22 protein-coding genes and 1 pseudogene are annotated in these 24,504 nt (G+C 72.0%); 11 read left to right on the top strand and 12 right to left on the bottom strand.

From position 1 onward, the window contains the following. The first annotated feature begins 9 nt into the window (after window positions 1–9). Together efeB and ACFYPJ_RS36230 are read left to right on the top strand one after the other, a co-directional pair. Complete coding sequence (efeB, locus tag ACFYPJ_RS36235; RefSeq protein WP_389025893.1) at window positions 10–1,293, top strand: iron uptake transporter deferrochelatase/peroxidase subunit; 1,284 nt, start codon at window positions 10–12, stop codon at window positions 1,291–1,293. Between the two features lie 127 nt (window positions 1,294–1,420). After that, on the top strand, window positions 1,421–2,581 hold the full coding sequence (locus tag ACFYPJ_RS36230) for a HoxN/HupN/NixA family nickel/cobalt transporter (RefSeq protein ID WP_389025891.1): 1,161 nt from the start codon (window positions 1,421–1,423) through the stop codon (window positions 2,579–2,581). A gap of 93 nt (window positions 2,582–2,674) precedes the next feature. Here the strand turns inward: ACFYPJ_RS36230 and ACFYPJ_RS36225 are convergent, their stop codons facing one another. The 4 genes from ACFYPJ_RS36225 to ACFYPJ_RS36210 all read right to left on the bottom strand — a co-directional run bounded on the left by ACFYPJ_RS36225 (window position 2,675) and on the right by ACFYPJ_RS36210 (window position 7,182). Continuing rightward, window positions 2,675–3,631, bottom strand: coding sequence for a hypothetical protein (locus ACFYPJ_RS36225; protein ID WP_389025889.1), 957 nt, complete (start codon window positions 3,629–3,631; stop codon window positions 2,675–2,677). A gap of 12 nt (window positions 3,632–3,643) precedes the next feature. Beyond that, window positions 3,644–5,116 carry an APC family permease gene (locus tag ACFYPJ_RS36220; protein ID WP_389025887.1) on the bottom strand — a complete coding sequence of 491 codons (1,473 nt, stop codon included), beginning with the start codon at window positions 5,114–5,116 and terminating at the stop codon, window positions 3,644–3,646. 296 nt (window positions 5,117–5,412) lie between these two features. Then, on the bottom strand, window positions 5,413–6,816 hold the full coding sequence (sthA, locus tag ACFYPJ_RS36215) for a Si-specific NAD(P)(+) transhydrogenase (RefSeq protein WP_389025885.1): 1,404 nt from the start codon (window positions 6,814–6,816) through the stop codon (window positions 5,413–5,415). A gap of 159 nt (window positions 6,817–6,975) precedes the next feature. Next, window positions 6,976–7,182, bottom strand: coding sequence for a hypothetical protein (locus ACFYPJ_RS36210; RefSeq protein WP_389025883.1), 207 nt, complete (start codon window positions 7,180–7,182; stop codon window positions 6,976–6,978). A gap of 197 nt (window positions 7,183–7,379) precedes the next feature. Here ACFYPJ_RS36210 and ACFYPJ_RS36205 point away from each other — a divergent pair, with 197 nt between their 5' ends. After that, the gene (locus ACFYPJ_RS36205; protein ID WP_389025881.1) at window positions 7,380–9,224 is read left to right on the top strand and encodes a glycoside hydrolase family 15 protein; all 1,845 of its coding nucleotides are present in this window, start codon (window positions 7,380–7,382) and stop codon (window positions 9,222–9,224) included. Between the two features lie 30 nt (window positions 9,225–9,254). Here the strand turns inward: ACFYPJ_RS36205 and ACFYPJ_RS36200 are convergent, their stop codons facing one another. Further along, on the bottom strand, window positions 9,255–11,999 hold the full coding sequence (locus ACFYPJ_RS36200; RefSeq protein ID WP_389025879.1) for a SpoIIE family protein phosphatase: 2,745 nt from the start codon (window positions 11,997–11,999) through the stop codon (window positions 9,255–9,257). 424 nt (window positions 12,000–12,423) lie between these two features. On the opposite strand from ACFYPJ_RS36200, the gene ACFYPJ_RS36195 reads away from it, so the two are divergent. Next, window positions 12,424–13,428 carry an AraC family transcriptional regulator gene (locus ACFYPJ_RS36195; RefSeq protein ID WP_389025877.1) on the top strand — a complete coding sequence of 335 codons (1,005 nt, stop codon included), beginning with the start codon at window positions 12,424–12,426 and terminating at the stop codon, window positions 13,426–13,428. Window positions 13,429–13,462: 34 nt separating this feature from the next. Here ACFYPJ_RS36195 and ACFYPJ_RS36190 read toward each other — a convergent pair whose 3' ends face one another. The 3 genes from ACFYPJ_RS36190 to ACFYPJ_RS36180 all read right to left on the bottom strand — a co-directional run bounded on the left by ACFYPJ_RS36190 (window position 13,463) and on the right by ACFYPJ_RS36180 (window position 15,938). Further along, window positions 13,463–13,750, bottom strand: coding sequence for a DUF1232 domain-containing protein (locus ACFYPJ_RS36190; protein WP_389025875.1), 288 nt, complete (start codon window positions 13,748–13,750; stop codon window positions 13,463–13,465). 123 nt (window positions 13,751–13,873) lie between these two features. Continuing rightward, window positions 13,874–15,061 (bottom strand): hypothetical protein, encoded by a 1,188-nt coding sequence (locus tag ACFYPJ_RS36185; RefSeq protein ID WP_389025873.1) that lies wholly within the window; start codon window positions 15,059–15,061, stop codon window positions 13,874–13,876. 385 nt (window positions 15,062–15,446) lie between these two features. Next, window positions 15,447–15,938: an FBP domain-containing protein gene (locus ACFYPJ_RS36180; RefSeq protein WP_389025871.1), complete on the bottom strand. Its 492-nt coding sequence runs from the start codon at window positions 15,936–15,938 to the stop codon at window positions 15,447–15,449. 71 nt (window positions 15,939–16,009) lie between these two features. Between ACFYPJ_RS36180 and ACFYPJ_RS36175 the strand changes: the two genes are divergently transcribed. Both ACFYPJ_RS36175 and ACFYPJ_RS36170 read left to right on the top strand, forming a co-directional pair. Further along, window positions 16,010–16,579 (top strand): TetR/AcrR family transcriptional regulator, encoded by a 570-nt coding sequence (locus tag ACFYPJ_RS36175; RefSeq protein WP_389025959.1) that lies wholly within the window; start codon window positions 16,010–16,012, stop codon window positions 16,577–16,579. 90 nt (window positions 16,580–16,669) lie between these two features. After that, window positions 16,670–17,865 (top strand): annotated as a pseudogene (locus ACFYPJ_RS36170) (GDSL-type esterase/lipase family protein). 56 nt (window positions 17,866–17,921) lie between these two features. Here ACFYPJ_RS36170 and ACFYPJ_RS36165 read toward each other — a convergent pair. Next, a complete protein-coding gene (locus ACFYPJ_RS36165) occupies window positions 17,922–19,286 on the bottom strand; it encodes an FAD-dependent oxidoreductase (protein WP_389025869.1) in 1,365 nt (454 codons plus the stop codon). 256 nt (window positions 19,287–19,542) lie between these two features. On the opposite strand from ACFYPJ_RS36165, the gene ACFYPJ_RS36160 reads away from it, so the two are divergent. Beyond that, entirely contained in the window at window positions 19,543–19,995 is a 453-nt protein-coding gene (locus ACFYPJ_RS36160) for a flavodoxin family protein (RefSeq protein WP_389025867.1), read from the top strand. A gap of 126 nt (window positions 19,996–20,121) precedes the next feature. On the opposite strand, the gene ACFYPJ_RS36155 is transcribed toward ACFYPJ_RS36160, so the two are convergent. After that, on the bottom strand, window positions 20,122–20,559 hold the full coding sequence (locus ACFYPJ_RS36155; RefSeq protein ID WP_389025865.1) for a VOC family protein: 438 nt from the start codon (window positions 20,557–20,559) through the stop codon (window positions 20,122–20,124). Between the two features lie 175 nt (window positions 20,560–20,734). On the opposite strand from ACFYPJ_RS36155, the gene ACFYPJ_RS36150 reads away from it, so the two are divergent. The 4 genes from ACFYPJ_RS36150 (at window position 20,735) to ACFYPJ_RS36135 (ending at window position 23,413) form a co-directional block, all read left to right on the top strand. Next, a complete protein-coding gene (locus tag ACFYPJ_RS36150) occupies window positions 20,735–21,454 on the top strand; it encodes a hypothetical protein (protein WP_389025863.1) in 720 nt (239 codons plus the stop codon). 108 nt (window positions 21,455–21,562) lie between these two features. Beyond that, on the top strand, window positions 21,563–22,204 hold the full coding sequence (locus ACFYPJ_RS36145) for a class F sortase (protein WP_389025861.1): 642 nt from the start codon (window positions 21,563–21,565) through the stop codon (window positions 22,202–22,204). Between the two features lie 62 nt (window positions 22,205–22,266). Continuing rightward, window positions 22,267–22,734: an SRPBCC family protein gene (locus ACFYPJ_RS36140; protein WP_389025859.1), complete on the top strand. Its 468-nt coding sequence runs from the start codon at window positions 22,267–22,269 to the stop codon at window positions 22,732–22,734. 175 nt (window positions 22,735–22,909) lie between these two features. Then, the gene (locus ACFYPJ_RS36135; protein ID WP_389025857.1) at window positions 22,910–23,413 is read left to right on the top strand and encodes a hypothetical protein; all 504 of its coding nucleotides are present in this window, start codon (window positions 22,910–22,912) and stop codon (window positions 23,411–23,413) included. A gap of 91 nt (window positions 23,414–23,504) precedes the next feature. On the opposite strand, the gene ACFYPJ_RS36130 is transcribed toward ACFYPJ_RS36135, so the two are convergent. Then, window positions 23,505–24,254, bottom strand: a complete 750-nt coding sequence (locus ACFYPJ_RS36130; RefSeq protein WP_389025957.1) for an NPP1 family protein — start codon at window positions 24,252–24,254, stop codon at window positions 23,505–23,507. A 100-nt stretch (window positions 24,255–24,354) separates the two neighbouring features. Then, on the bottom strand, window positions 24,355–24,504 hold a 150-nt coding region (locus ACFYPJ_RS36125), incomplete at its 5' end, for a glycoside hydrolase family 19 protein (protein WP_389025955.1).

The raw sequence follows: 24,504 nt of genomic DNA, 5'->3' as shown, positions 1-24,504 counted from the left end.
AACACCCCCATGCCGTCCGCCGATACGCCCGCCCCGCAGAGCGGCTGCCCCGCCGGCCACGGTCGCCGCACCTTCGTGCGCACCGCCCTCGGTGCCGGGGCAGCGGGCGCGGCCCTGGCCGGCGGCGGTTTCGCGCTGAGCCAGAGCGGGGCCGGACAGGCGCAGGCCGCGGACGGCGCCGCAGGCGCCACCAAGGTGCCCTTCCACGGCGCCCACCAGGCGGGCATTGTCACCCCCGCGCCCGCCGCTGCGGCCTTCGTCTCCTTCGACGTGATCGCCGACGACCGCAAGGGCCTCACCGATCTGCTGCGCACCCTCACCGAGCGGGCCCGGTTCCTGACCGCCGGCGGTGCCCCCGACGACCTCGGCGTCGGCGCTCCGCCCTCGGACAACGGAATCCTGGGACCCGAGGTCCCCACCGACGCACTCACCGTCACCGTGGGCGTGGGCTCCTCCCTCTTCGACGACCGCTACGGACTGGCGAAGGCCAGGCCGGGCCGGCTCACGCCGATGAAGACGTTCCCGAACGACCACCTGAACGCCGCCGAGTGCCACGGCGACCTGTCGCTGCAACTGTGCGCCGACCGCCAGGACACGGTGCTGCACGCGCTGCGCGACATCGCCCGGCACACCCGCGGGGCCATGCAGGTCAAGTGGCGCGTCGACGGCTTCCAGAACGTGCCACGCCCCACCGGCGCCCAGCGCAACCTGCTCGGCTTCAAGGACGGCATAGCCAACCCGGACGTCACCTCGGCCCGCGAGACCGACCGCCTCGTCTGGGTCGGCGCGGGACAGGGCGAACCGGAGTGGGCGGCCGGCGGCAGCTACCAGGTGGTCCGGATCATCCGGATGCTGGTGGAGTTCTGGGACCGGGTCTCGCTCACCGAGCAGGAGAAGATGATCGGCCGCCGCAAGGACACCGGCGCCCCGCTGGACGGTGCCATGGAGAGCGACACACCGCAGTACGCCAAGGACCCGCACGGCACGGCGATTCCGCTCGACGCGCACATCCGGCTGGCCAACCCGCGCACCCCGGACAGCGACGACACCCGCATCCTGCGCCGCAGCTACAACTACGACCGGGGCGTCGACGGCGTCGGCAACCTCGACATGGGCCTGGTCTTCTGCAGCTACCAGCAGGACGTCAGGCGGCAGTTCGAGGCCACCCAGACCCGGCTGATCGACGAACCCCTGGTCGACTACATCTCGCCGACCGGTGGTGGCTACTTCTTCGCGCTGCCCGGCGTCAAGGACTCCCGGGACTGGCTGGGCCGGGGGCTGCTGGCGGCCTGACTTTCCCCTCCCGTGGCCAATGCCTGCCGCGCCCTTTACTGCACAATTTTGCAAGTACGTAAGGTTGGTGAATGGCTGCCGACGGCAGTCGCGTACGCACGCACGACCCGATGCAAGAAACCTCCCGATGACGGCCGCCCCCGGCACCACTCCCCGCCTCTCCGCCCGGTCCGGGGCGAAGCCCTCGGTCCGGCAGCGCGTCCGGGGTTCCCTGACGCGGCAGGAGTGGGCCGGGGCCGGCGCGATGGCCGCCGCCGTCATCGGGCTGCACGCGGTCGGCTGGTTCACGCTGGTGGCCCTCGTCGCGCCCCATCACTACAGCCTCGGCACCAAGACCTTCGGCATCGGCATCGGCGTGACCGCGTACACGCTCGGCATGCGGCACGCCTTCGACGCCGACCACATCGCGGCCATCGACAACACCACCCGCAAGCTGATGGGCGAGGGCCGGCGCCCGCTGTCGGTCGGCTTCTGGTTCTCCCTCGGGCACTCCAGCGTCGTCTTGGGGCTGGCCCTGCTGCTCTCCCTCGGCGTGCGGACACTGGCCGGTCCGGTCCGCGACGACGACTCCCGGCTTCACGAGATGACGGGACTGATCGGCACGACGGTCTCCGGCACGTTCCTGTACGTCATCGCCGCGATCAACCTGGTCGTGCTGGTCGGCATCGGGAAGGTCTTCCGAGGGATGCGTTCCGGCCGCTTCGACGAAGCCGCCCTGGAGGAGCAACTGGCCGCCCGGGGCTTCATGAACCGCTTCCTCGGCCGTGTCACCGGGTCGATCACCAAGCCCTGGCAGATGTACCCGCTGGGCCTGCTGTTCGGCCTCGGCTTCGACACGGCGACGGAGGTGGCGCTGCTGGTGCTCGCCGGATCCGGCGCCGCCTCCGGTCTGCCCTGGTACGCCATCCTCTGCCTGCCCGTGCTGTTCGCGGCGGGCATGTCGCTGTTCGACACGATCGACGGCTCGTTCATGAACTTCGCCTACGGATGGGCGTTCTCGCAGCCGGTCCGCAAGGTCTACTACAACCTCACGGTCACCGGTCTGTCCGTCGCCGTCGCGCTGCTCATCGGCACGGCCGAACTCCTCGGGCTCCTCGCCGACCGGCTCCACCTGCACGGCCCGTTCTGGGACTGGGTCGGCGGCCTCGACCTCAACATGCTCGGCATCCTCATCGCGGTCCTGTTCGTCGTCCCCTGGGTGCTCGCCCTGCTGGTCTGGCGGCTCGGCCGCATCGAGGAGAAGTGGTCGGCCCACCTCACGCAGGGCGCTCCGCCCGAGGGTCCGTGACGCACGGTGCAGGCCGCGGCCGCGGTCAGGGCCGTCCGGTCGGGCCCCATGCCTCTTCCGGGCGTGGGCAACTCTGCTGAGGGCCGTCCGCCGTCATCCCCGCAGGCCCAGTTCCCGGCGCCACCGCAGCAGTTGCTTCGCCGGGTCGCCGGTGTACGACCACGGGGTGCGGGTGGCGCGGCGGCCCAGCATGCGCAGGAGCGCGGCGGCGATGTCCGTGCTGCCCGCGTGGCACGCCGCATGGGCGAGGTGGTTCAGGTCGCGCAGCTCGGCCGGAACCATGCCGCCGCCGCGGCCCACGAGCCACCGCTGCCAGGTGCGGCGCACATCGCCGACGGCGCCGTCGTGGTTCCAGTGCTGGCCCAGGCCGACCGCGGACCGCCGGTCCTGGGCGGCGTCCTGGGCGTAGCGGAACTCCTCGACCCGGGCGTACTGCACCAGCACCGGCAGCGCGCAGCCGGGCGGGGCGACCCCGGCCGCGTCCCGGGCGAAGTCGTACATGAGGCCGTGGGTGCCGTGCCAGCGCGCCGAGTAGTAGTGCAGCACCTGGAGGTGGCCCTCCACGCTGTACGGGTCGCGCCGGTGCAACTCGTCCCACCAGCGCGCCAGTTCCCGCCGCCGCACCCCGGTCGGATACAGCCGGGCCACCGAGATCAGCGAGACCCAGGGCGTCGGGTCCGCGGGCCACGCCTCGGTGGCCCGCAGGCAGGCCAGTACGGCGGCGTCGATCCGCGCCCGGTCGATCGGCACCCCCCGGCCCGCCGCGACGGCCAGGATGAAGGCCCGGGCCGTCTCCGTCGCCGCCCGCAGCACCAGCGCGTCGGCGCTGTGCGGCTCGGCGGCCAGCCAGGACTCCACCGTCGTACTGCCCGCACAGGACTCCGCCAGCAGCCGCATCCGGTGCCCCCGCGACGGCCAGTCGCCACCGGTGGCCCGCAGCAGGTCGCGGAGCCCCTGCCAGCGGCCGATCACGATGTCCTGGCGGGCGGAGGTGAGGAGCGCGTCCCCGCAGTCGGGATCGAATTCGGGTGTGAACCGGTCTCGCGCCATCGGGCTCTTCCCTCAGAAGTCGGTGGGGAGGCCCTCGTGGACGTGGGACCGCGCGACCGTGCGGTCGTCCAGGACGTACCCCGCCTCGACCGTGCGTGTGGCGTCCAGCCTGGCCGGCCGGTAGTAGTCACTGCCCTTGCGCCAGTACCAGAGCATCGGCAGCAGCCCGACGGCCAGGCCGCCGATGCCGATGGCGACGGCCGCACCGCTCAGCTCGTCCAGCGACTCGACGAAGATCCAGAACATGAACAGGGCACCGAACAGGGGCCACAGCCCGCCCAGCACCAGATGGCGCACCGAGGTGAACAGGAGCTTGCGGTAGGCGACGACCGCGGCGAGTCCCGCGAGACCGTAGTACACGGCGATCTGCAGACCGATCGCGGAGATCGCGTCGGAGAGGATCTCACCGACCGTGCCGAGGGCGTTGGCGGCGACGAGCATCGCGAGGGCCACCGCACCGACGGCGGTGATCGCCACCCACGGGGTGTTCCAGGTGCGGTGCACCCGGCCCAGCGCGGACGGCATGGTCCGGTCGCGGCCCATCGCGAACAGCGACCGGGTGACCTGGATGAGCGTCGTCTCCAGCGTGGCGACGGTGGACAGCAGCACCGCGACGACCAGCAGCCTGCCGCCCCAGCCGGGCCAGATCTCCTCGCCGAGCACGGCCAGGACGTTCGCCGCGTTCCGGGTGATCTGCTGCGCGGACAGGACGACGTTCGCGGCGATGGTGAACACCTCGAACAGCAGGAACACCACACCCAGACCGATCAGGCCGGCGAGTCCGGTCGTCCGCCGGCTGTTGCGGGTCTCCTCGCTCAGGTTGCTGGTGACGTCCCAGCCCCAGTAGTAGAAGGCGGCGATCAGCGCGCCCGCCGCGAAGCCGGACAACCCGTCGAACCGGCCGGAGCCCAGCCAGGACCAGTCGAACGGGCGGGCGTTGCCGGTGTGGAGGACGGCCAGCACGGCGAACGGCGTCAGCAGGGCGAGTTCCACGCCGGACATCAGCAACTGGGCCCGTACGGTGATCCGGGCGCCGCCCAGCACGACACCCAGCATGACCAGGAACCACCCGGCACCGACCACCGTGGCCAGCGCGGTGTCGCCGGCGAGCCGTTCGTCGAACAGGGCGAGCGTCATCGCGCCTGCGGGCAGTGAACCGGCCACCATGAAGATGGTCGCCGAGACCACCAGCGCCCAGCCGCTGACGAAGCCCAGGGCCGGGTGCAGCGTGCGGCCCACCCACGAATAGCTCGCGCCCGCGTTCACGTCGATCCGGTTCAGCCGGGCGAAGGCCACGGCGATGCCCAGCATCGGGATCGCGCAGTACAGCAGTGCCGCCGGGCTCGCCAGGCCCACCGCACCGACCAGCACGGCGGTGGTCGCGGCCAGCGAGTACGCCGGTGCGCTGCCGGCGACGGCCATGACCACGGTGTCGAACGTACCGAGGGCATTGGCCTGCAGTCCTCTGCCCCTGTTGTTGCTCATGGTTGCGCTGCTTTCCGGTTGTGCACGGCGCCCGGGCTGCCCGGCCGGAGCACTGTGCGGTGTGGGGGGTGGGGGACCCGCCCGCGACCCGGAGAGGGGTGGCCTCGGGGTCGGAGGCAGGCCGAAGGAGGAAAGGGGGTGGTGGGCACCGATAAGCACTGCGTCGGCGTACGGTTACACCGAGTGTGGGTGTGATGATAGCGGTGCCCTTCACCCTTTCAAGATTGATCAGCGGGAAATCTCACGCTTCCCCCGACGGCCCGACTTCCGCCGGGGCGAACGCCGTTGGCGGGCACTCAGTCCGCCAGCCGGTCCACCTGCCGCAGCTTGTTGGTGGCGTCGAGGGCGGCGACCTTGTACGACTCGGCGAGCGTCGGGTAGTTGAAGACGGCGTCGACGAGATAGTCGACCGTCCCGCCGCAGCCCATCACGGACTGGCCGATGTGGATCAGCTCGGTGGCGCCCGTGCCGAAGCAGTGCACACCGAGCAGCGTGCGGTCCTCGGGGGAGACCAGCAGCTTCAGCATGCCGTGCGAGTCGCCGATGATCTGCCCCCGGGCCAGTTCCCGGTAGCGGGCCACACCGACCTCGAACGGCACCCGTTCCTCGGTGAGCTGGTCCTCGCTGCGGCCGACGAAGCTGATCTCCGGAATGGTGTAGATCCCGATCGGCTGCAGGCTGTGCATGCGCCCCACGGGCTCCGCGAAGGCGTGGTAGGCCGCCGTCCGGCCCTGTTCCATCGAGGTCGCGGCCAGCGCGGGGAAACCGATGACGTCACCGACGGCGTATATGTGCTCCACCGCGGTGCGGTAGTGCTCGTCCACCGTGATCCGGCCGCGCCGGTCGGTGCTCAGGCCCGCCTTGTCCAGGTCGAGTTCGTCGGTGAGGCCCTGCCGGCCCGCGGAGTACATCACCGTGTCGGCGGGGATCTTCTTGCCGCTCTCCAGGACGGTCAGCGTGCCACGGGGATGCCGTTCGACGGCGGCGACGGTCTCCCCGAACCGGAACGTGACGGCCAGGTCCCGCAGGTGGTACTTGAGCGACTCGACGACCTCGACGTCGCACATGTCGAGCATGCCCGGCCGCCGTTCGACGACCGTCACCTTGCTGCCCAGCGCCGCGAACATGCTGGCGTACTCCATGCCGATGACGCCGGCGCCGACGATCACCATGGACCGCGGGACCCGTTCCAGCGACAGCACGTTGTCCGAGTCCATGATCGTGCGTCCGTCGAACTCGACGCTGTCCGGCCGCGCCGGGCGGGTGCCGGTGGAGATCACGATGTGCTCGGCGCTCAACAGCCGTTCGTGTCCGGTCGCTTCGCGCAGCGACACGGTGTGCGGGTCGACGAACCGTCCGGTCCCGGCGAACAGGGAGACGTGGTTGCGGGACAGCTGGCTGCGGATGACGTCGACCTCCCGGCCGACCACGTGCTCGGTACGCGCGGTCAGATCCGCGACCGTGATGTCCTCTTTCAGCCGGTAGCTCTGTCCGTACAGGTCCCGCTGGGTGAGGCCGGTCAGGTACAGCACCGCCTCGCGCAGCGTCTTGGAGGGGATGGTGCCGGTGTGGATGGAGACCCCGCCGACCATGTCGGGGCGGTCTACGACGGCGACCCGGCGGCCGAGCTTGGCCGCGGCGATGGCGGCCTTCTGACCGCCGGGTCCGGATCCGATGACGAGCATGTCGAAGTCGGGCACCCACCGGAGTGTGGCAGCCCGGGAGCACCCTCCGGAAGGGCGCACCCGAAACGATCACCGCCCGCGTCGGCTTCCGCGGCGGTCATGGCGAGCGGCGAGCGGTCCGCCCCGCCCGGGTGCCGCGCGCCACGCCCCGGCACGGCCTCGCGGGCCGGGCACTCAGGGGAGCAGCTTCTCCACGGCGGCCGGGCCCTCCGAGTCCAGCTTCCGGCGTGCCCATTCGAGATTGGCCGGGGTGATGTCCCTGCCCGCCGCGAGGACCAGGTCCTCCGGCCCGACACCGGCGCTGGGGGCCGAGTGCAGCAGGGCGTCCGGGGTGCAGCGATCGTCGGGCGACCGGGATGACTCGGGTTCTGACGTCGACATGGTGTCTCCTCCGGTCCGTGTGGCCGCATCGGTACCCGTGCCGCGAGGCCGCGGCACACTCTCACGATTCACCGCCGGGGCGCCGAGTGCATCCGGAAGGGGGACGCGCCCGGGCCGGCCTCGCGGCCGTGCCGGACCGGAACTTTCGCTCCTAAGCTGGTAGCAGCCCGCACGCCTGTCCCCGGGAGGCTGCCGATATGTCCGCGATGCCATACCACCGGGACCTGCCCGGCGACGCCAGGTATCTGCCGATCGCCGAGCACGGACTGATCGGCGACCTGCAGACCGTGGCCCTGGTGGGCACGAACGGCACGATCGACTGGTACTGCTGCCCCTCCTTCGACGCGCCCAGCGTCTTCGCGGCGATCCTGGACGCCGAGCGCGGCGGAGCCTTCGAGCTGGCCGCCGCCGTACCGGCCCGGACCAAGCAGTTCTACTTCCCCGACACCAACGTGCTGATCACCCGCTTCTTCACCGAGGACGGGGTGGGCGAGGTCCAGGACTTCATGCCGGTCGCCGGGGACCCCACCGCCACTGCCGAGGGCGACCGGCACCGCCTGATCCGGCGCGTCCTGTGCGTCCGCGGCACGATTCCGTTCCGGGTCCGGGTGGCTCCGCGCTTCGACTACGGCGCGACCCCGCACACCCTGCGCGTACAGGGCGACACGGCCCTGTTCGCCTCGCCCGATCTCTCCCTGAGCCTCACCTCCACCGTGACGCTGGAGAGCGACGGCGTGGACGTCCGCGCCGACTTCAAGCTCGTCGAGGGCGAGGCCGCGGTGTTCGCCCTCGACCGGGTCGGGGACGCCGTGCTGCCGCGCGGCTGCGCCCGCGCCGAGGCCGAGCACGAGTTCGCCGCCACCGTCGCGTACTGGCGCCGCTGGCTGCACCAGTCCCAGTACCGCGGGCGGTGGCGGGAGCAGGTGCACCGCTCGGCGCTCACCCTCAAGCTGCTCACCTACGCACCGACCGGGGCCATCGTCGCGGCCGCGACCACCAGCCTGCCTGAGCAGATCGGCGGCGAACGCAACTGGGACTACCGCTACGTCTGGGTCCGCGACGCCGCCTTCTGCGTCTACGCGCTGCTGCGACTGGGCTTCGCCGGCGAGGCCGAGGCGTTCATGCGGTTCCTGACCACCCACATCAGCGTCGGTGACGGCGGCGGCTCCGGACCGCTGCAGATCATGTACGGCATCGACGGGCGCACCGAGCTGCCCGAACGCGAACTGCCCCACCTGGAGGGACACCTCGGCTCCGCCCCGGTCCGGGTCGGCAACGCCGCCGCCGACCAGCTCCAGCTCGACATCTACGGTGCCCTGATCGACTCGGTCTACCTCTACGACAAGTGGGCCCAGCCCATCTCCAGTGCCCAGTGGGACGACGTGTGCCATCTGGTGGACTGGGTCTGCGAGAACTGGGACCAGCCGGACGAGGGAGTGTGGGAGACCCGCGGCGGCCGCAAGAACTTCCTGTACTCGCGGCTGATGTGCTGGGTGGCCATCGAGCGCGCCATCCGGCTCGCCAACCGGCGCGGACTCCCCGCCAACCTGCCCCAGTGGCGGCAGAGCCGCGACACGATCTACCGGCGGATCATGGACCGCGGCTGGTCGTCGGCGCGCGGCGCCTTCGTCCAGTACGAGGACGGCGACGTCCTCGACGCCTCCCTGCTGATGATGCCGCTGGCCAAGTTCATCGCGCCCACCGACCCTAAGTGGCTGTCCACCCTCGACGCCCTGGGGGAGGACCTGGTCTCCGACTCCCTGGTCTACCGCTACGACCCGCAGGCCAGCCCGGACGGACTGCGCGGCGACGAGGGCACGTTCTCGATCTGCTCCTTCTGGTACGTCGAGGCGCTGGTGCGCGCCGGACGGCTGGAGGAGGCCCGGCTGGCGTTCGAGAAGATGCTGACCTACGCGAACCACCTGGGCCTGTACGCGGAGGAAATCGGCCGCACCGGGGAGCAGCAGGGCAACTTCCCGCAGGCGTTCACCCACTTCTCGCTGATCAGTGCCGCCTTCAACCTGGACCGCGCCCTCGGCTGACCGGCCCGCCGACCGGCCGCCGCGGAGATGTCACAGCGGGGCCGACAGCGACTGCTCCGCCCAGATGACCTTCCCGGAGGGGGTGTACCGGGTGCCCCAGCGGACGGCGAGCTGGGCGACGAGGAACAGGCCCCGGCCGCCCTCGTCCGTGCTCGCGGCGTACCTGAGGTGCGGCGAGGTCGTGCTGCTGTCGAAGACCTCGCAGATCAGGCTGTTGTCGCGGAGCAGCCGCACACTCACCGGGGCACGGCCGTAGCGGATCGCGTTGGTGACCAGCTCACTCAGGATCAGCTCCGTGGCGAAGGTCAGCTCCCCCAGCCCCCACTGCGACAACTGCCTGATCACCGCGGCCCGGACCTCCGAGACGGCCGCCGGGTCGGACGGCACCCGCCAGTCGGCGACCTGGTCCGGGCCGAGCGCGCGGGTGCGTGCGACGATCAGGGCGACGTCGTCGCTGGGCCGGGCCGGCAACCGGTCGAGGACCGCCCGGCAGGTCTCCTCGGGTGAGTCGCCGGCCTCCTCCAGTGCGGTCCGCAGCAGGTCGAGGCCGACGTCGATGTCCCGGTCCCGGTCCTCGACCAGCCCGTCGGTGTACAGCACCAGACGGCTGCCCTCCGGCAGCTCCAGATCGGCCGTCTCGAACGGCAGACCGCCGAGGCCGAGCGGGGGCCCGGCCGGGACGTCCGGGAACTCGACGGTCCCGTCCGGCCGGATCAGGGCGGCCGGCGGATGTCCCGCCCGGGCGAGGGCGCAGCGGCGGGAGACCGGATCGTAGATCGCGTACAGACAGGTCGCGCCGGTGATCACCGTGCCGCGGTCGGCAGGTGTCTCGTCCTGGTCGATGCGGCTCACCAACTCGTCCAGCAGAACGAGGAGTTCGTCCGGCGGCAGGTCCAGGGCGGCGAAGTTGTGCACCGCCGTGCGCAGCCTGCCCATCGTGGCCGCGGCGTGCAGCCCGTGCCCGACCACGTCCCCGACCACCAGCGCCACCCGGGCGCCGGACAGCGGCAGGACGTCGAACCAGTCGCCGCCCACCCCGGACTGGGCCGGCAGATAACGGTAGGCGACCTCCAGCGCGCCCTGCTCGGGCAGCGTGCGCGGCAGCAGGCTGCGCTGGAGCGTGACCGCCATGCTGTGCTCGCGGGTGTAGCGGCGGGCGTTGTCGATGGACACCGCGGCGCGCGCGACCAGTTCCTCGGCGAGGGCCAGGTCCTCCTCGTCGAACGGCTCGGGCTTGCGCGAGCGCCAGAAGTTGGCCAGGCCCAGGACCAGGCTGCCCGCCCGCAGCGGCACCGTGACCAGCGAGTGGATGCCGTACTCCATCACCTGGGCGGTCCGCTTGACGTCCTGGGTGTGCCAGCCCGTCGCCTCGCTGAGCAGCGGTTCGACCACGGACTGGCCGGTGGCGAGGCTGCGGCCCTGGGGCGAGCTGGGTACGAAGCGGATGCGCTCGCCCACCGGGTAGAGCGGAGCACCGCGCCGGACGCCGTTGCCGGCCACCCGGCACAGCGCGACAGTGGGCTGCGGCTCCTCACCGCTGAGGACGGATTCGTACAGGTCCACGGTGACGAAGTCGGCGAACCGGGGGACGGCCAGCTCCGCCAGCTCCTCGGCCGTGCGGGTCACGTCCAGGCTGGTGCCGATGCCGACCCCGGCGTCGTACAGCATGTCGAGGCGTTCGCGGGCCGTCTCCGCCCGGCCGGACAGGGCGCGCAGCTCCGTGGAGTCGCGCAGTGTGGTGACGCTGCCCATCGGACCGCCGTGCAGGTTCGTGGGCCGCTGGTTGATCGCGAGCAGCCGGTCCTTGACGAGGTGCACCTCGTCGGTGGCGTGCCGCCCCGAGGCGATCAGGGCGGCGGTGTCCGCGTCCAGGCCCAGTTCCAGCACAGGTCGGCACTCCGCGTCCACGGGCAGGTCCAGGAGCCGTCTCGCCTCGTCGTTGGCGAGCAGCAGCCGGCCGTCGCCGCCCACGATGAGCACACCCTCACGGACCGCGTGCAGCACCGCGTCGTGGTGCTCGTACATCCGCGTCATCTCGTTCGGGCCGAAGCCCCGGGTCTGCCGCCGCAGCCGCCGGCTCACCAGCGCCGTACCCGCCGTGGACACGGCGAGCGCGGCGGCGGCGGAGGACAGCAGGAGCGGCATCTGCTGGTCGGCCAGCCCCACGATGTGCGCGGTCGTGATGCCGGACGACACCGCGCCCACCACGGACCCGTCGGCCGCCTCCACGGGCACCACGGCCTGCACCACCGGGCCGGTGGTGCCGTTGATCTCCTCGGTGACGACGTGCCCGGACAACGCGGGGCCGAAGTTCCCGACGAACTTCTCGCCGATGAGGCCCGACTGGGGATGCGTGTAGCGGGTCCCGTCGCGGTTCATCACGACGATGAAATCGACGCCGGCCGCCTTGCGGGCGGCATCCGCCCTCGGTTGCAGGACGGCGGTCGGATCCGGGCTGCGCAGCCCTTCCACGATGCCCGGCGCGTTGGCGAACGTCTGGGCGACGGCCAGGGAGCGGTTGCGGGCCTCCATGGTGCTGTCGTGCCGCACCTGGAGCAGTTGCGCCGCCACTGCCGACAGGACCAGGAGCAGCACGATCACCACCTGGCAGACGAACACCTGCGCGGCGAAGCTGCTCCCGCCCAGCGCCGACCGCAGCCGGCTGCCGGCGTGGCGCGGTCCGTTCGCGCCCTGCTCCCGCGGCACCAGTGGTGCGTGCGGGTTGCCGGGAGGATGGAGCGGCCGTGGAGGGGGCCGGCCGTGCAGGCGGACCATGTGCCCATGTCTACACTGCCCGGCCGTAGGAGGCGAGACGCGTCACCCGAGGTGACGACCGTTGATCCGTCCTCGGGCGGATGCCTGCGCACGGACGCCGCCGCGTCGGCCCGCGGCAGCGGGCGCGTGTCGCGGGCGGACGGGGCCCGCAGGGGCGTGCGCCCCTCGGCGCCCGGCGCGGAAGGTCCGGCAGGTTGCTAGGCCGTCCGGGGAACAGCCCTGCCACGCCCGCGTGCCGGTCCGCGTACCGGTCCGCCACCCGGGCGGCCCGGTGGACGTCCGGCGCTGGCAACGCGTCGTGGAGCGCTGGTCAGGTGGTGTGCGGCGGCCGGTTTTGGCCAGGAGTACCCCGGTAGGCGGGGCAGGGGGACGCCTACCCTTGGCAGCCCGGCAGGTCCGGACCGAGCAGAGGAGGGGCCGTCCCGTGGCGGAGATCGCTGAGTTCCCGGAACCCACGGATCCGGCAGGCGTGCATCTCGCCGTGCGGACGGCGGACCTCGACGAGGCGCGCACCGCGATCGGTCGCATGTTCTACTCGACCTTCATCGACCTCCTGGACCCGAGGCAGTCCCTGGACGCGGACTTCGACATGGCCCGCCTGGGCCCGCTCACCGTGGGTGAACTGCGCTGCGGCGCCGACGTCCGCATGCGTTTCGAGGAACTGGGCGCCTACCACGTGGATCTGCCCCTCGCCGGTCACCTGCTGTGGCGGCAGGGCGCCCACGACCTGTCGCTGGCTACCTCCGAGCGGGCGGGGGTGTTCCAGCCCGACGGCAGGACCACCCTGGAACGCTGGAGCCGCGAGTGCCGGCTGTACGCGGTGAAGGTCGAGCCCGCCGCCCTCGTCCGGCATCTGGAGAGCCTCACCCGGGACGCCGTCCGGCCCACGCTGCGGCTCGCGCCCACCATGGACCTGACCGCCGGACCCGGCCGCGCATGGAGCCGGCTCGTCGCGCTGACCGTCGCGGAGATGGGCGACGAGCACGGGATGCTGCGCCGCCCGCTGCTGGCGGCCCGGATACGGGATGCCCTGCTGACGGGCCTGCTGCTGGCCGCCGACCACCCTTACCGGGACGTTCTCGACCGGCCCGCCCCGCAGGGCTACGCGCGCCCGGTCAAACGGGTCGTGGACGCTGTTCAGGCCCGCCCGGAACACCCGTACACGACCACGGAACTCGCCGACCTCGCCGGTGTGAGCGTGCGCTGGCTCCAGGAGGTGTTCCGCCGGCAGGTCGGCAGCTCGCCCATGGCCTACCTGCGGGACGTCCGCATGGAGAAGGCCCGCGCCGAACTGCGTGCCGCCGATCCGGACGCGACGACCGTGAGCGAGGTGGCCTACCGGTGGGGCTTCGGGCATCTGGGCCGGTTCGCGCAGAAGTACCGGGCCCGCTTCGGTGAGCTGCCCTCGCAGACGTTGCGGTCCGGCTGACCGGGGCCGGCGGGGGTGTGCGGGCCGGCAGGATTCAGGACCGTGTGCGGTCCGTCGGCAGCGTCGCCCCGGCGCGCAGACTGCGCAGGGCGAGCAGCAGCACGCCGATGTCGTCCAGGTACACCGGGTCGGGCAGCAGGTCGGTCGGCAGGACCAGGTAGAGGACGGCACCCCAGAAGATCCACCGCGGTCCGGTGGGCAGCCCGGCTCGCCGGAGCGTCTGCCGGGCGCGGACCAGCCGGATCAGCAGCACCAGGGCCAGGGCGAGCACGGCGGCCGCGAGCACGGCGGCGATCAGGATCACTGTCGTGGTCGTGTCCATGAAAACTCCCGTCGGTCTGCCGTCCCTGTCCTGGCCCCGCTGCAGCCTGCCGCGGCTTTTCCCGGCCTGCCGTACTTTGTTCTCTTCCCGGTCGGGCGGCGGACATGGCGCCCGGTCGGCTGGTCAGGACGGCGGGTTCCCTTCCCCGGGTCTCTCCCCGGGTCCGTCTCCGTCCCGTCCGGCGCCCGCCCCGCCAGGGGCGCGGAGTCCCCTGGACCCGGCCTTCAGCCGCGCGAACGTCCGCGTGAACTGATGCAGCGGGGACTGAGCAGCGGGCGGGGCCGGCTCGCGCCGCTCGGCCGGCAACGCGGGCGCGGCGCGGTAGGCGGCCAGCGCCTCGTGGGCCTTCTCGGCGGCCTCCCGGTACAGGTCGCGGGACCTGGTCATCGCCTCCAGCGCCTCCGCGTACATCGCCACCAGCTCGCGTTCCCGGGCCAGTTCCTCCTCCAGAGTGACCAGGGTCCAGTTCTCGCGGAGGTCGGCCAGCGCTTCCGCGGCGCCCTCCGGCGACGGTTTCGGCAGAGCGGTGAAGCGCCGCAGCGCGTCGACGAGTTCGGCGGGTTCCGTGCCGTCGAGGAAGACGCTGCGCGCCGCGTACCCGCCTCCGTCGTAACCGTCCGGGGCAGGGTGCGGGGGCAGGATCACCGCTCCGCCGCGCGGCAGTTCCACGCCGAGGTCGCGCAACGCCCAGTTGACGGCGCGCAGTTGGTGCGGCGCGGCACGGTGCTCCAGCACGCGGTGGCGCAGCCCCAGGGGCAGCAGCCGGGCCAGCGGCCGTCTGCCCTGCTCGTCCGGTGTCATGGCCTCGTGCACCACCAGTTGGACGGACCAGGAACCGCGTACGGCGTCCCGCAGGACGCGGCGCATGGCCTTGTCGTCCGCGGGGACGGGGTTGACGGTGCGCAGCCGCAGCCCGGCGACGGCGTGGTGGTGGTCCCAGGCGGCGTCGTCCGTGTCGGGCCAGAACATCGTGGCCGGGGACGGCCAGTGGTCCTCCCACGGCCGTTCCGCCTCCGCCGTGATCCGCCACTCCCGTCCGTCCGTACGCCCGTCCGTCCGCGCGTCCGGGGGGACGAGTGTCAGACGGGCCCGCACCGGTACGTCGCCGTCGACCCGCCAACGCGCCTCGAACACCTGCCCGATCGCGCCCTCGGGGAGAGGGGGTTCGGCGAAGTCGTCGAGGACTTCACCGTCCCGGTGCCGGCGCAGGGTGCGCCTGACGGCGTCCTGCGGGGAGGTGTCGACGTGGCGGCCGCGGGCCTGCCACACCGTGCTGGGGATCGTGGAGCGGTCGCTGGCGGAGTTCGACATGGGCCCATCTACGGTGGAGTCGGCGTGCGCCATCCAGTATCACCGTTTCGGTTCGCCGCCCGGCCGCCGGGTCGGCGCAGCCGGAAGCGGGCGACGGCCCTTCGCGGCGGCCCGGGCCACGGGCGGGCGACGGCTCTCCCGAGCATCGTGTCTCCGCCGGGCCGCGGTCGGTCGCGGGGCCCTGGGCAGGAGGAACGAGACTGGTGCACGGGCCGCTGCGCGGGAGGGGCGACTGTCGTCCCGTGCGTGGGCGGTGTCCGCCGCACCCGGGGTGTGCGCGATGCACCGCACCCGGGCCCGGTTCACCCGTCCCGGTGAACCGTCCGGCGCACGGGAACGGTGTCGAACGGGGCCCGCCCGCCATCCGCTTCGGGGCGGGCTCCGTTCACGCCGTCACCTTGGCGAGGAACGCGTCCAGGTTCGTCACCGTCCGCCGGATCTTCTCCTCCAGGGTGAGCGATTCCTCAAGCCGCCCGCCGGTGCTCGCGTCCTTCTTGCCGCGTACGTACAGCGAGCAGGCGAGATCGCTGCAGATGTAGGCGCCCACCGAGTCGCCCTGCTGTCCGCGCCGCCCCGCCCGTGCCGCCACCATCAGGGACACGCCGCCGGTGTGGGTCGTCAGGCACATCGAGCACATGCTCCGCCGCGGCTGCCGGGACGCGGCGTTCGCGGTGCGCAGCGCGAGGGCCCTGGGGCTGCCGTCCGAGCTGGTGACGAGGTAGGCGCGGTCGGGTGCCTGCGGGTCACGCCAGCCGAGGAAGTCCAGGTCGTCCCAGGGCCGGTCGGCCAGATCACGCGGGACGGACAGGCGCTTCGCCTCGCCCTTGGTGCAGTTCACGAACGCGGAACGGATCTCTTGCTCGGTCAACGGCTTCATAGAGGTCACGCTAATTTGCCTAAATGGTTTAGGCAAATGCATAATCTGTCTCGGAGAATGGGAGGATGGTTATGGCACGTGCGGGACTGACCCCGGAACGACTGACCCGGGCGGGAGCGGAACTGGCCGACGAGGTCGGCTTCGACCAGGTGACCGTCTCGGCGCTCGCCCGGCGCTTCGACGTCAAGGCCGCGAGCCTGTACTCGCATGTGAAGAGTTCCCAGGACCTCAAGACCCGTATTGCCCTGCTCGCCCTGGAGGAACTCGCCGACCGGGCCGCCGAGGCCCTGGCCGGCCGGGCGGGCAAGGACGCCCTGACCGCCCTCGCCGACGTCTACCGCGACTACGCCCGGGCACACCCCGGCCGCTACGCCGCGGCCCAACTCCGGCTCGACTCGGAGACAGCCGCCGCCAGCGCGGGCGTCCGGCACGCCCAGATGACCCGCGCCCTGCTGCGCGGCTACGACCTGACCGAACCGGACCAGACCCATGCCGTCCGGCTGCTGGGCAGCGTCTTCCACGGCTACGTGAGCCTGGAGCTCGGCGGCGGATTCAGCCACAGCGCCCCCGACACCGAGGAGACCTGGAGGCGCGTCCTGGACGCCCTCGACGCGCTGCTGCGGAACTGGCCCGCCCCTTGACCCCTCCGGGTGCGGACCCGGCGGCGGCTCCGGCTCCGCACCGGGGCACCCCCGCCACGTACCCGACGACTCCGATCAACAGGCTGGAACATGCGCACCCCCGACAACGACTGGATCACCACCCCCCTGACCGCTCAGCTGCTGCGCGGCGCCCTCGACCTGGAGCGCACGGAACGCGGGCTGCTGCCCCACCGGCTGCCCGCCCGGGCCCGCGCCCAGTGCGCCGACCCCCAGCTCGCCATGGCGGAGTCCCAGCCCTCCGGCGTACGGGTGGTGTTCCGCACCCGGGCCACCGCGATCGCCCTGGACACGGTGCCCACCAAACGCGTCTTCACCGGTGCCCCGCCCCGGCCCGACGGGCTCTACGACCTGCTCGTCGACGGCAGCCCGGCAGGGCAGACCACCGTGTCCGGCGGCGACACCCTGACCGTCGACCTGACCACCGGCAGCACGGAATTCCGCGCCGGCCCGGTCGGTACCGCCGTGTTCACCGGGCTGCCCGAGGGCGCCAAGGACATAGAGATCTGGCTGCCGCACAACGAGACCACCGAACTCGTCGCCCTGCGCACCGACGCCCCCGTCGAGCCCGCAGCGGACCACGGCCGCCGGATCTGGCTGCACCACGGCAGTTCGATCAGTCACGGCTCCGACGCCGCGAGCCCCACCACCACCTGGCCCGCGCTGGCCGCCGCGCACGGCGGTGTGGAGCTGATCAACCTGGGCCTGGGCGGCAGCGCGCTGCTCGACCCCTTCACGCCCGCGCCCTGCGGGACACCCCGGCCGACCTGATCAGCCTCAAGCTGGGCATCAACCTCGTCAACACCGACCTGATGCGGCTGCGGGCCTTCGGCCCGGCCGTGCACGGCTTCCTCGACACCGTCCGGGAGGGCCACCCCACCACACCGCTGCTGGTCGTCTCGCCCATCCTCTGTCCCATGCACGAGGACACACCCGGCCCCAGCCTCCCGGACCACGGCGCCCTCAGCGAGGGCCGGCTGAGCTTCCGGGCCGCGGGCGATCCGGCGGAGCGCGCCGCGGGCAAACTGACCCTGACGGCCATCCGCGACGAACTGGCCCGGATCGTGGCCCAGCGGGCGGCCGGCGACCCGAACCTGTACTACCTCGACGGCCTCGACCTCTACGGCGAGTCCGACAGCGGCGAACTGCCGCTCCCCGACGGACTGCACCCGGACGCCGCCACCCACCGCCGGATGGCCGAACGCTTCGCGGCACGGGTCTTCGCCGCCGACGGGCCCTTCGCGGCCCGGGCCGGCCTGGGCGGCTGACGGCCGCCGGACGGAAGGGGCCCACGGCGATGGCCCCTTCCGTCCGGTGCCGGGTGCTACGCCCCGCTCTCCCGGAGCATGTCCTCGCGCTCGACGATCTTCACGCGTTCCCGGCCCTGGGGCTCGCCCAGCGCCTTCTCCGCGGCGTCGAGGCGGTACCAGCCGTCCCAGGTGGTGAAGCGGACGTTCCGCTCGGTGAGGAAGGCATCGACGGCCTCCGGCGCCGGCGCGTCCGGCGTGTGCAGGCGGCCGTTCGCGTGGTCGTCCAGGAGGTTGGACACCGTCTCGTTCGCGTCGCCCTTGGTGTGGCCGATCAGACCGACCGGGCCGCGCCGGATCCAGCCGGTGACGTACGTCGACTGCAGGTGCGCGCCGCTCTCCTCGATGACCCGGCCGCCCGCGTCCGGAACCGTGCCGGACCCGATGTCCCACGGCAGCTTGGGCAGCTTCTCGGACAGGTAGCCGACGGCCCGGTAGACCGCGGTGACGTCCCAGTCCTTGAAGGTCCCGGTGCCCTTGACGTTGCCGGTGCCGTCCAGGGCGGTGCGCTCGGTGCGCAGGCCGGTGACCTTGCCGTCCGCGCCGAGGATCTCGACCGGTGCCTCGAAGAGGTGCAGGAACAGCTTGTGCGGCCGGTCGCCGGCATCGCGGATGGCCCAGTTCTCCAGCGTCTTGGCGACCATGTCCGCCTGCTTGTTGCCGCGCCGGGTCTCGATCGACCCCGCGTCGTAGTCGATGTCCTCGGGATCGACGACGACCTCGACGTTGGGGGAGTGGTCCAGCTCGCGCAGCTCCATCGGGCTGAACTTGGCCTGGGCCGGTCCGCGCCGGCCGAAGACGTGGATCTCCAGGGCCTTGTTGGCCTTCAGGCCGGCGTACACGTTCGGCGGGATCTCGGTCGGCAGCAGCTCGTCCGCCGTCTTCGCCAGGATGCGGGCCACGTCGAGTGCGACGTTGCCGACACCGAGCACGGCCACCTTCTCGGCCTCCAGCGGCCAGGTGCGCGGGACGTCCGGGTGGCCGTCGTACCAGGAGACGAAGTCGGCGGCACCGTACGAGCCGTCCAGGTCGATGCCCGGGATCCGCAGGTCGCGGTCGGCCATCGCGCCGGTGGAGAAGATCACGGCGTCGTAGAAGGCGCGCAGGTCGTCGAGGCCGATGTCCCTCGGGTAGTCGACGTTGCCGAACAGCCGGACCTGCGGCTTGTCGAGCACCTGGTGCAGTGCCGTGACGATGCCTTTGATGCGCGGGTGGTCGGGGGCGACGCCGTAGCGGATCAGACCGAAGGGGGCGGGCATCCGCTCGTAGAGGTCGACGGAGACGCCGGGTTCGGCCGCCGCCTCGGATTTGAGCAGGGCGTCGGCGGCGTAGATCCCGGCCGGGCCGGCTCCGACTATGGCTACCCGCAGGGGGCGCGGCATGATCAGGTATTCCCTTCGAGTGATGACAGGCGACTCGAACGGGAAGCCTAAGCTAAGGCAGACCTAAGTTAGTACGCGGGTCCGATCTATGACGCCATAACCTGATCTTATGTCTTGCCGATGGGCCTGCCGACCGCGGTCCGACCGGCGCGGACGGCGGCCGTCCTCGGCGCGGGCCGGGCGACGAGGCCGTCGTGCCGAGGGCCGGTGCGGCGCCGTTTGCGCGGGAGAGTCCCGCCACGGCAGGGTGCGGGGTGTGGCTACCTTGCTGATCGTGCATCACACCCCGTCACCCAACTGCCAGGCGATGTTCGAGGCCGTCGTGGCAGGTGCCACGACACCGGAGATCGAGGGGGTGGCGGTGGTACGGCGGGCCGCGCTGTCGGCGACCGTCAGCGATGTGCTGGCCGCGGACGGCTATCTGCTCGGCACCCCGGCGAACCTCGGTTACCTGTCCGGCGCCCTCAAGCACTTCTTCGACCAGATCTACTACCCCTGCCTGGACGAGACCCGCGGCCGGCCCTTCGGCTACTACGTGCACGGCGGGAACGACGTCACCGGTGCGGTGCGCGGGATGGAGTCGATCACCACCGGTCTCGGCTGGCGCCGTGCGGCCGAGGCCGTGACCGTGACGGGTGAGCCGGCCAAGGCCGACATCGAGGCGTGCTGGGAACTGGGCGCGACCGTCGCGGCAGGCCTGGCGGACTGAGCGGAACCGGCCGCCGGCGCGGGAGCCAGGGCAAGCGGACGGGACTCGGCCGGGTGAGCCGATACGGAACCCGGTCGGGTGAGCCGACGACACCGATCCGGGCGGCGGCAGGGATCCGGGCCGGGGTCAGTAGGCCGGTTGGCCGATGCCCAGCATGTTCCCCTCGCTGTCGCGGAACCAGGCGCCGCGGTCGCCGCGGGCGCCGGTGCTCCGGAAGTGCCCCTCGACCTCGGCGATCCCGTCCTCGGTCCGGCCGCCTCCGTACACCGCGGCCAGCTCGAACTCCTCGAACACCACACCGCGCCGCCGCAGTTCCGATACGACCGTCTCGATGTCGTCGACCTGCCACGACATCTGGGTGAACGTTCCCGGCGCGGCCCCGGCGGACCGGAACAGCTGGAATTCCCCGGACGCGCACCGGTACAGCAGCCCGCCGGGCCGTTCGTCGACGGGCTCCAGACCGAGCTTCTCGGAGTAGAAGCGCCGTGCGCGCTCCAGATCCTGCGCGGGGAGTCTGGTCGCCACGCGGCCGTGGGCCAGCGTGTCGCTGCCGTGTGAGGTCATATCCGCACTGTGCCCCGGAACGGGACACAGTGGTCCGGGTGGGGTGCGATGGTAACCCGGCTGGGCGGCCCGGATGGTGCGGGCAGAGGGTGTGGCTGACGGTGGTTCATGTCGGAGCCGGGTGATCTCAGCTGATGCGTGTCGGCTGCCCGCGCCACGGCGGAAGGACTCCCAGATGCGTTCTGCCCGCATGATCCTGGCCACGGCGGCCGCCTCGGCCGCCCTCGCGTTCGCCGCCCCTGGCGCCCATGCCTCGGGAAGCGACCAAGGAAACCGTGACGATTCTTCGTACAACAAGGGACAAGGTGACGACAGCAGGCACAACGAGCCGCGGGGCGGAGTGCACACGGGTGGCGGTGCGCTCACCGGGCTGAACGGGCGTGGTGACGACAGCGGGAGCGACCGGCCGCGGGGCGGGATGCACACGGGTGGTGGTGCGCTCGCGCTGGCGAAGGGCCACGGTGACGACAGCGGGAGCGACCGGCCGCGGGGCGGGATGCACACCGGTGGTGGTGCGCTCGCGCAGGCGAAGGGGCACGGTGACGAAGGCGGGAGGGAACGGCCCCACGGTGGGGTGCACACCGGTGGCGGTGCGCTGACAGCGATCACGAGCAGCGACTGGACCTCGGACAGCAGCGACACCAGCAGGTTCGACCCCGAGACCTACCGGAACAACAACTCCGACAAGAGCTCGAACAAGGAGAAGGGCTCCGACACCGAACGCAACAAGGACTCCTGGAACAACGAGGAGGGCCGGCCCAGCGGCGGCATGCACACCGGTGGCGGCGGGCTCGCCGACCCGGGCGTGACCGCCGGCGGTCTGGCCGTGGTGGCTTTTCTCGGCACCGGTGTCTACGCGCTGCGCCGCAAGCACGCTGGCGGGTCGGCGTCCTGACCCGCGACGGCGATCCACGGGCCGCGGCCGCCGGGCGCTCCGCGCGGGCGGCCGGCCGCCCGCGCGCCGTGACCACTGCGCTGCCGTGCCCGAGTGAGGTGGTGTCCGATGGCAGCTCCTGAGTCGTCCCCGACCCCCGCCCAGCAGGGACCGCCCTCCGGCGAACGCATGATGATGTGGGGTGTCGCGGTCGTCCTCGTCGTCGTCGGCCTGATCGGCGGGAAGACCCACGACACCGCCGCCGGCCCGGCACAGGCCGGAGGCGCCGCGTCCCTCACCCGTCCGGCCGGAAAGCAGCTTCCCCGGTCCCGGCCGACGCGACTGCTCATCCCGAAGATCGGCGTCGACGCCCCGTTCACCGAACTGTCGCTGAGCGCAGCGGGGCAACTGCAGCCGCCGCCCGCCGACGACGTGAACCTCGTCGGCTGGTACGGCAAGGGCGTCACCCCCGGCGAGACCGGTACCGCGATCATCGCCGGGCACGTGGACACCAAGACCTCCGCCGCCGTCTTCGCCGGCCTGGACGAGCTGAGCCAGGGGGACCGGTTCACCGTGCGGCGGGCGGACGGGAAGGATGCCGACTTCGTGGTCGACAGCTCCGAGACGTTCGAGAAGAACGACTTCCCCGACCGCCGCGTGTACGCGGACGTACCCCGTGCGGAGGCACGCCTGATCACCTGCGCCGGGGACTACGACCGCGGGGCCGCGGACTACACGGAGAACCTGGTGGTCTTCGCCCACCTCGTCTGACAACCGGGCCCCGGCACCGCGGTCCGGCCCGGGCTGTCAGTGCGGAGCGGTAGCTTGACGGCATGTATGCCACCCGAGTCTCCGGCCGCGTCCGGGCGCCCCGTGCCGCCGTCTACCGCGCGCTTCTCGACCCGGCCGCGGTCGCCGTCTGGCGCGCGCCGGACGGCATGACCGCCGTCGTGCACACGTTCGACGCCCGGGAGGGCGGCCAGTTTCGGGTGTCGCTCACCTACGCCGATCCGCGCAGGCCGGGGAAGTCCGGCGAGCACACGGACACCTATCACGGCCGTTTCCTCCGTCTCGTGCCGGACGAACTGGTCGTCGAAGAGATCGAGTTCGAGACGGACGACGAAGCCATGTGCGGCACGATGACGATGACGACCGTGCTCACCGAGGCGGACGGCGCCACGGACGTGGTGATGGCGCACGAGGGCCTGCCCGACGTCATTCCCCGCGAGGACAACGAGCTGGGCACCCGGATGTCGCTGGCGAACCTCACCCGGCTGGTCGAGGGCGGAGCCCACCAGTGACCTGATCCGATCGGAACGGACAACTGGAGACCGGAGTTCGGCGCAACTCTTTACCCATTTCGGATCACATGGAGTTTTCCGTGACGTATCGGAACCTTCATGGGTGGAACGGGGTCTTACGATCCGTCGACGGCCGGGACCGCACCGGCCGCAACCGAATCGGGGGAACGACGACATGTCCGTCCGAATCCGCAGGGCCCTGCTCACCGCCGCCACGGTCACCGCGGCGCTCACCCTCACCGCCGTCGCTCCGGCCCTGGCCGGCGCCGGCACCGCCCACTCCGGCAGCCGGGCCGCGTCCGTGCCGGCCGCCCAGGGCGACCCGCGCAGCGCCACCCAGCGGGTGGCCGATTTCTACGGTGCGTACATCGACTCCGTCTGGGACGGCGAGGACTCCGCGGCGGGCGCCGACGCCAAGGCGCTGCGCGCCTTCTATCTGAGCGCGGACGCCCGCAGGAAGGTCGAGGCGTACGAGGCGAAGGAGCACGCGGACGGCATCCTGTTCGCCCAGAACGTGCCGGTGAAGTGGAAGGTCGCGTACACCGGCTCGGGCGCCGGTCATGCGACGAACCGGGTGACCCTGACCTGGAGCGACGGCCCCGGCGCCCAGGTCACGAAGATCGACGTACGGTCCGACCTCAGGACCCTCAAGATCACCGATCTGCGGCCGGCCGGCTGATCCTGTCCGTGAGCGCCGAAGGCCCGCCGCGCGGTGCGGCGGGCCGCCAAGGCGTGACTCGCCGGGCGCAGCGGGCCTTCGGCCTCGCCCGTCAGGCGTTGGGATCGAAGGGGAGGCCGGCGGGCATCGAGTGCGCCAGGGCGTAGGCGAAGTCACCGTCCTTGATCTTGATCGTCGCGTCGCCGAAGTCCGCGCTCATGAGCTTGTCGCGGAAGCCGGCCGGATAACCGTTCCAGCCGACGAGGCGCGGGAAGAACCAGCCACCGGTCGCGTTCTCCGGCGGATCGTCATTGGCGCCCGCGAACCGGAAGCAGTGGGTCGACGCGCCGTCCTTGTGGTACACGATCTTCGGATGGGTGCCGTCGAAACGCACCGCCGAGCGGTCCGCCACCTGGTAGCCGCTGTGCTGCGACACCGACACGTACTGGATCTCGTTGTCGCTGATCCACACCACGACGTGCTCCCAGTCGTGGGTGTGCCCGATGGCCGCGGGGCCCAGCGTCGCCTGGTCCTTCTCGAAGTAGCTGGCGTACATGACGGCGCACCAGCCGTTGTTGCACTTCTCGCGTGAGTAGGTGTTGGCGTTGGCCAGTTGCGCGTAGTCGTGGCAGTGCCCGTTGACGTCGCCGCCCAGCTTCAGACCGGGGTTGATGGTGCCGTCGGCGCCGATGGCCGCGGTGGCGTAGCAGCCGTCACCGTCGTAGTCGTAGGCCGGGGAGAAGGTCTGCTCCAGACCGTCGGCGTTCTGCGGGAGCAGTTGCAGCACGTCCGCGCCGGCGTTGCCCGGGAGCGCCACGACCAGCGCGAGCGCGCCGGTCGTGGCCGCGAGTGCGGACCACAGCCGCCGGACCCGCCCGGGGCGGGGTGGCGACTGCGGTCCCTTCCTGGTGGGGGACGAAAGATTGCGCACGGGATTCCTCACTCGTGGGGCGCGGCGCCGGTCAGCAGGAGAGGTTGCCGCCGGGGCTGACGCCGAGGATCTGGGCGAAGCGCTGATAGGCGTCGATGCGGCTTTGGACCTGGGCCGGGTTCTTGCCGTCGCATTCGAGGGAGCCGTTGATGGAGCGGATGGTCTGGCCGAAGCCGGCGCT

The sequence above is a fragment of the Streptomyces sp. NPDC006012 genome (assembly GCF_042871185.1).
Lineage (GTDB): Bacteria > Actinomycetota > Actinomycetes > Streptomycetales > Streptomycetaceae > Streptomyces.
This window is presented reverse-complemented; position numbering and strand designations above follow the sequence as displayed.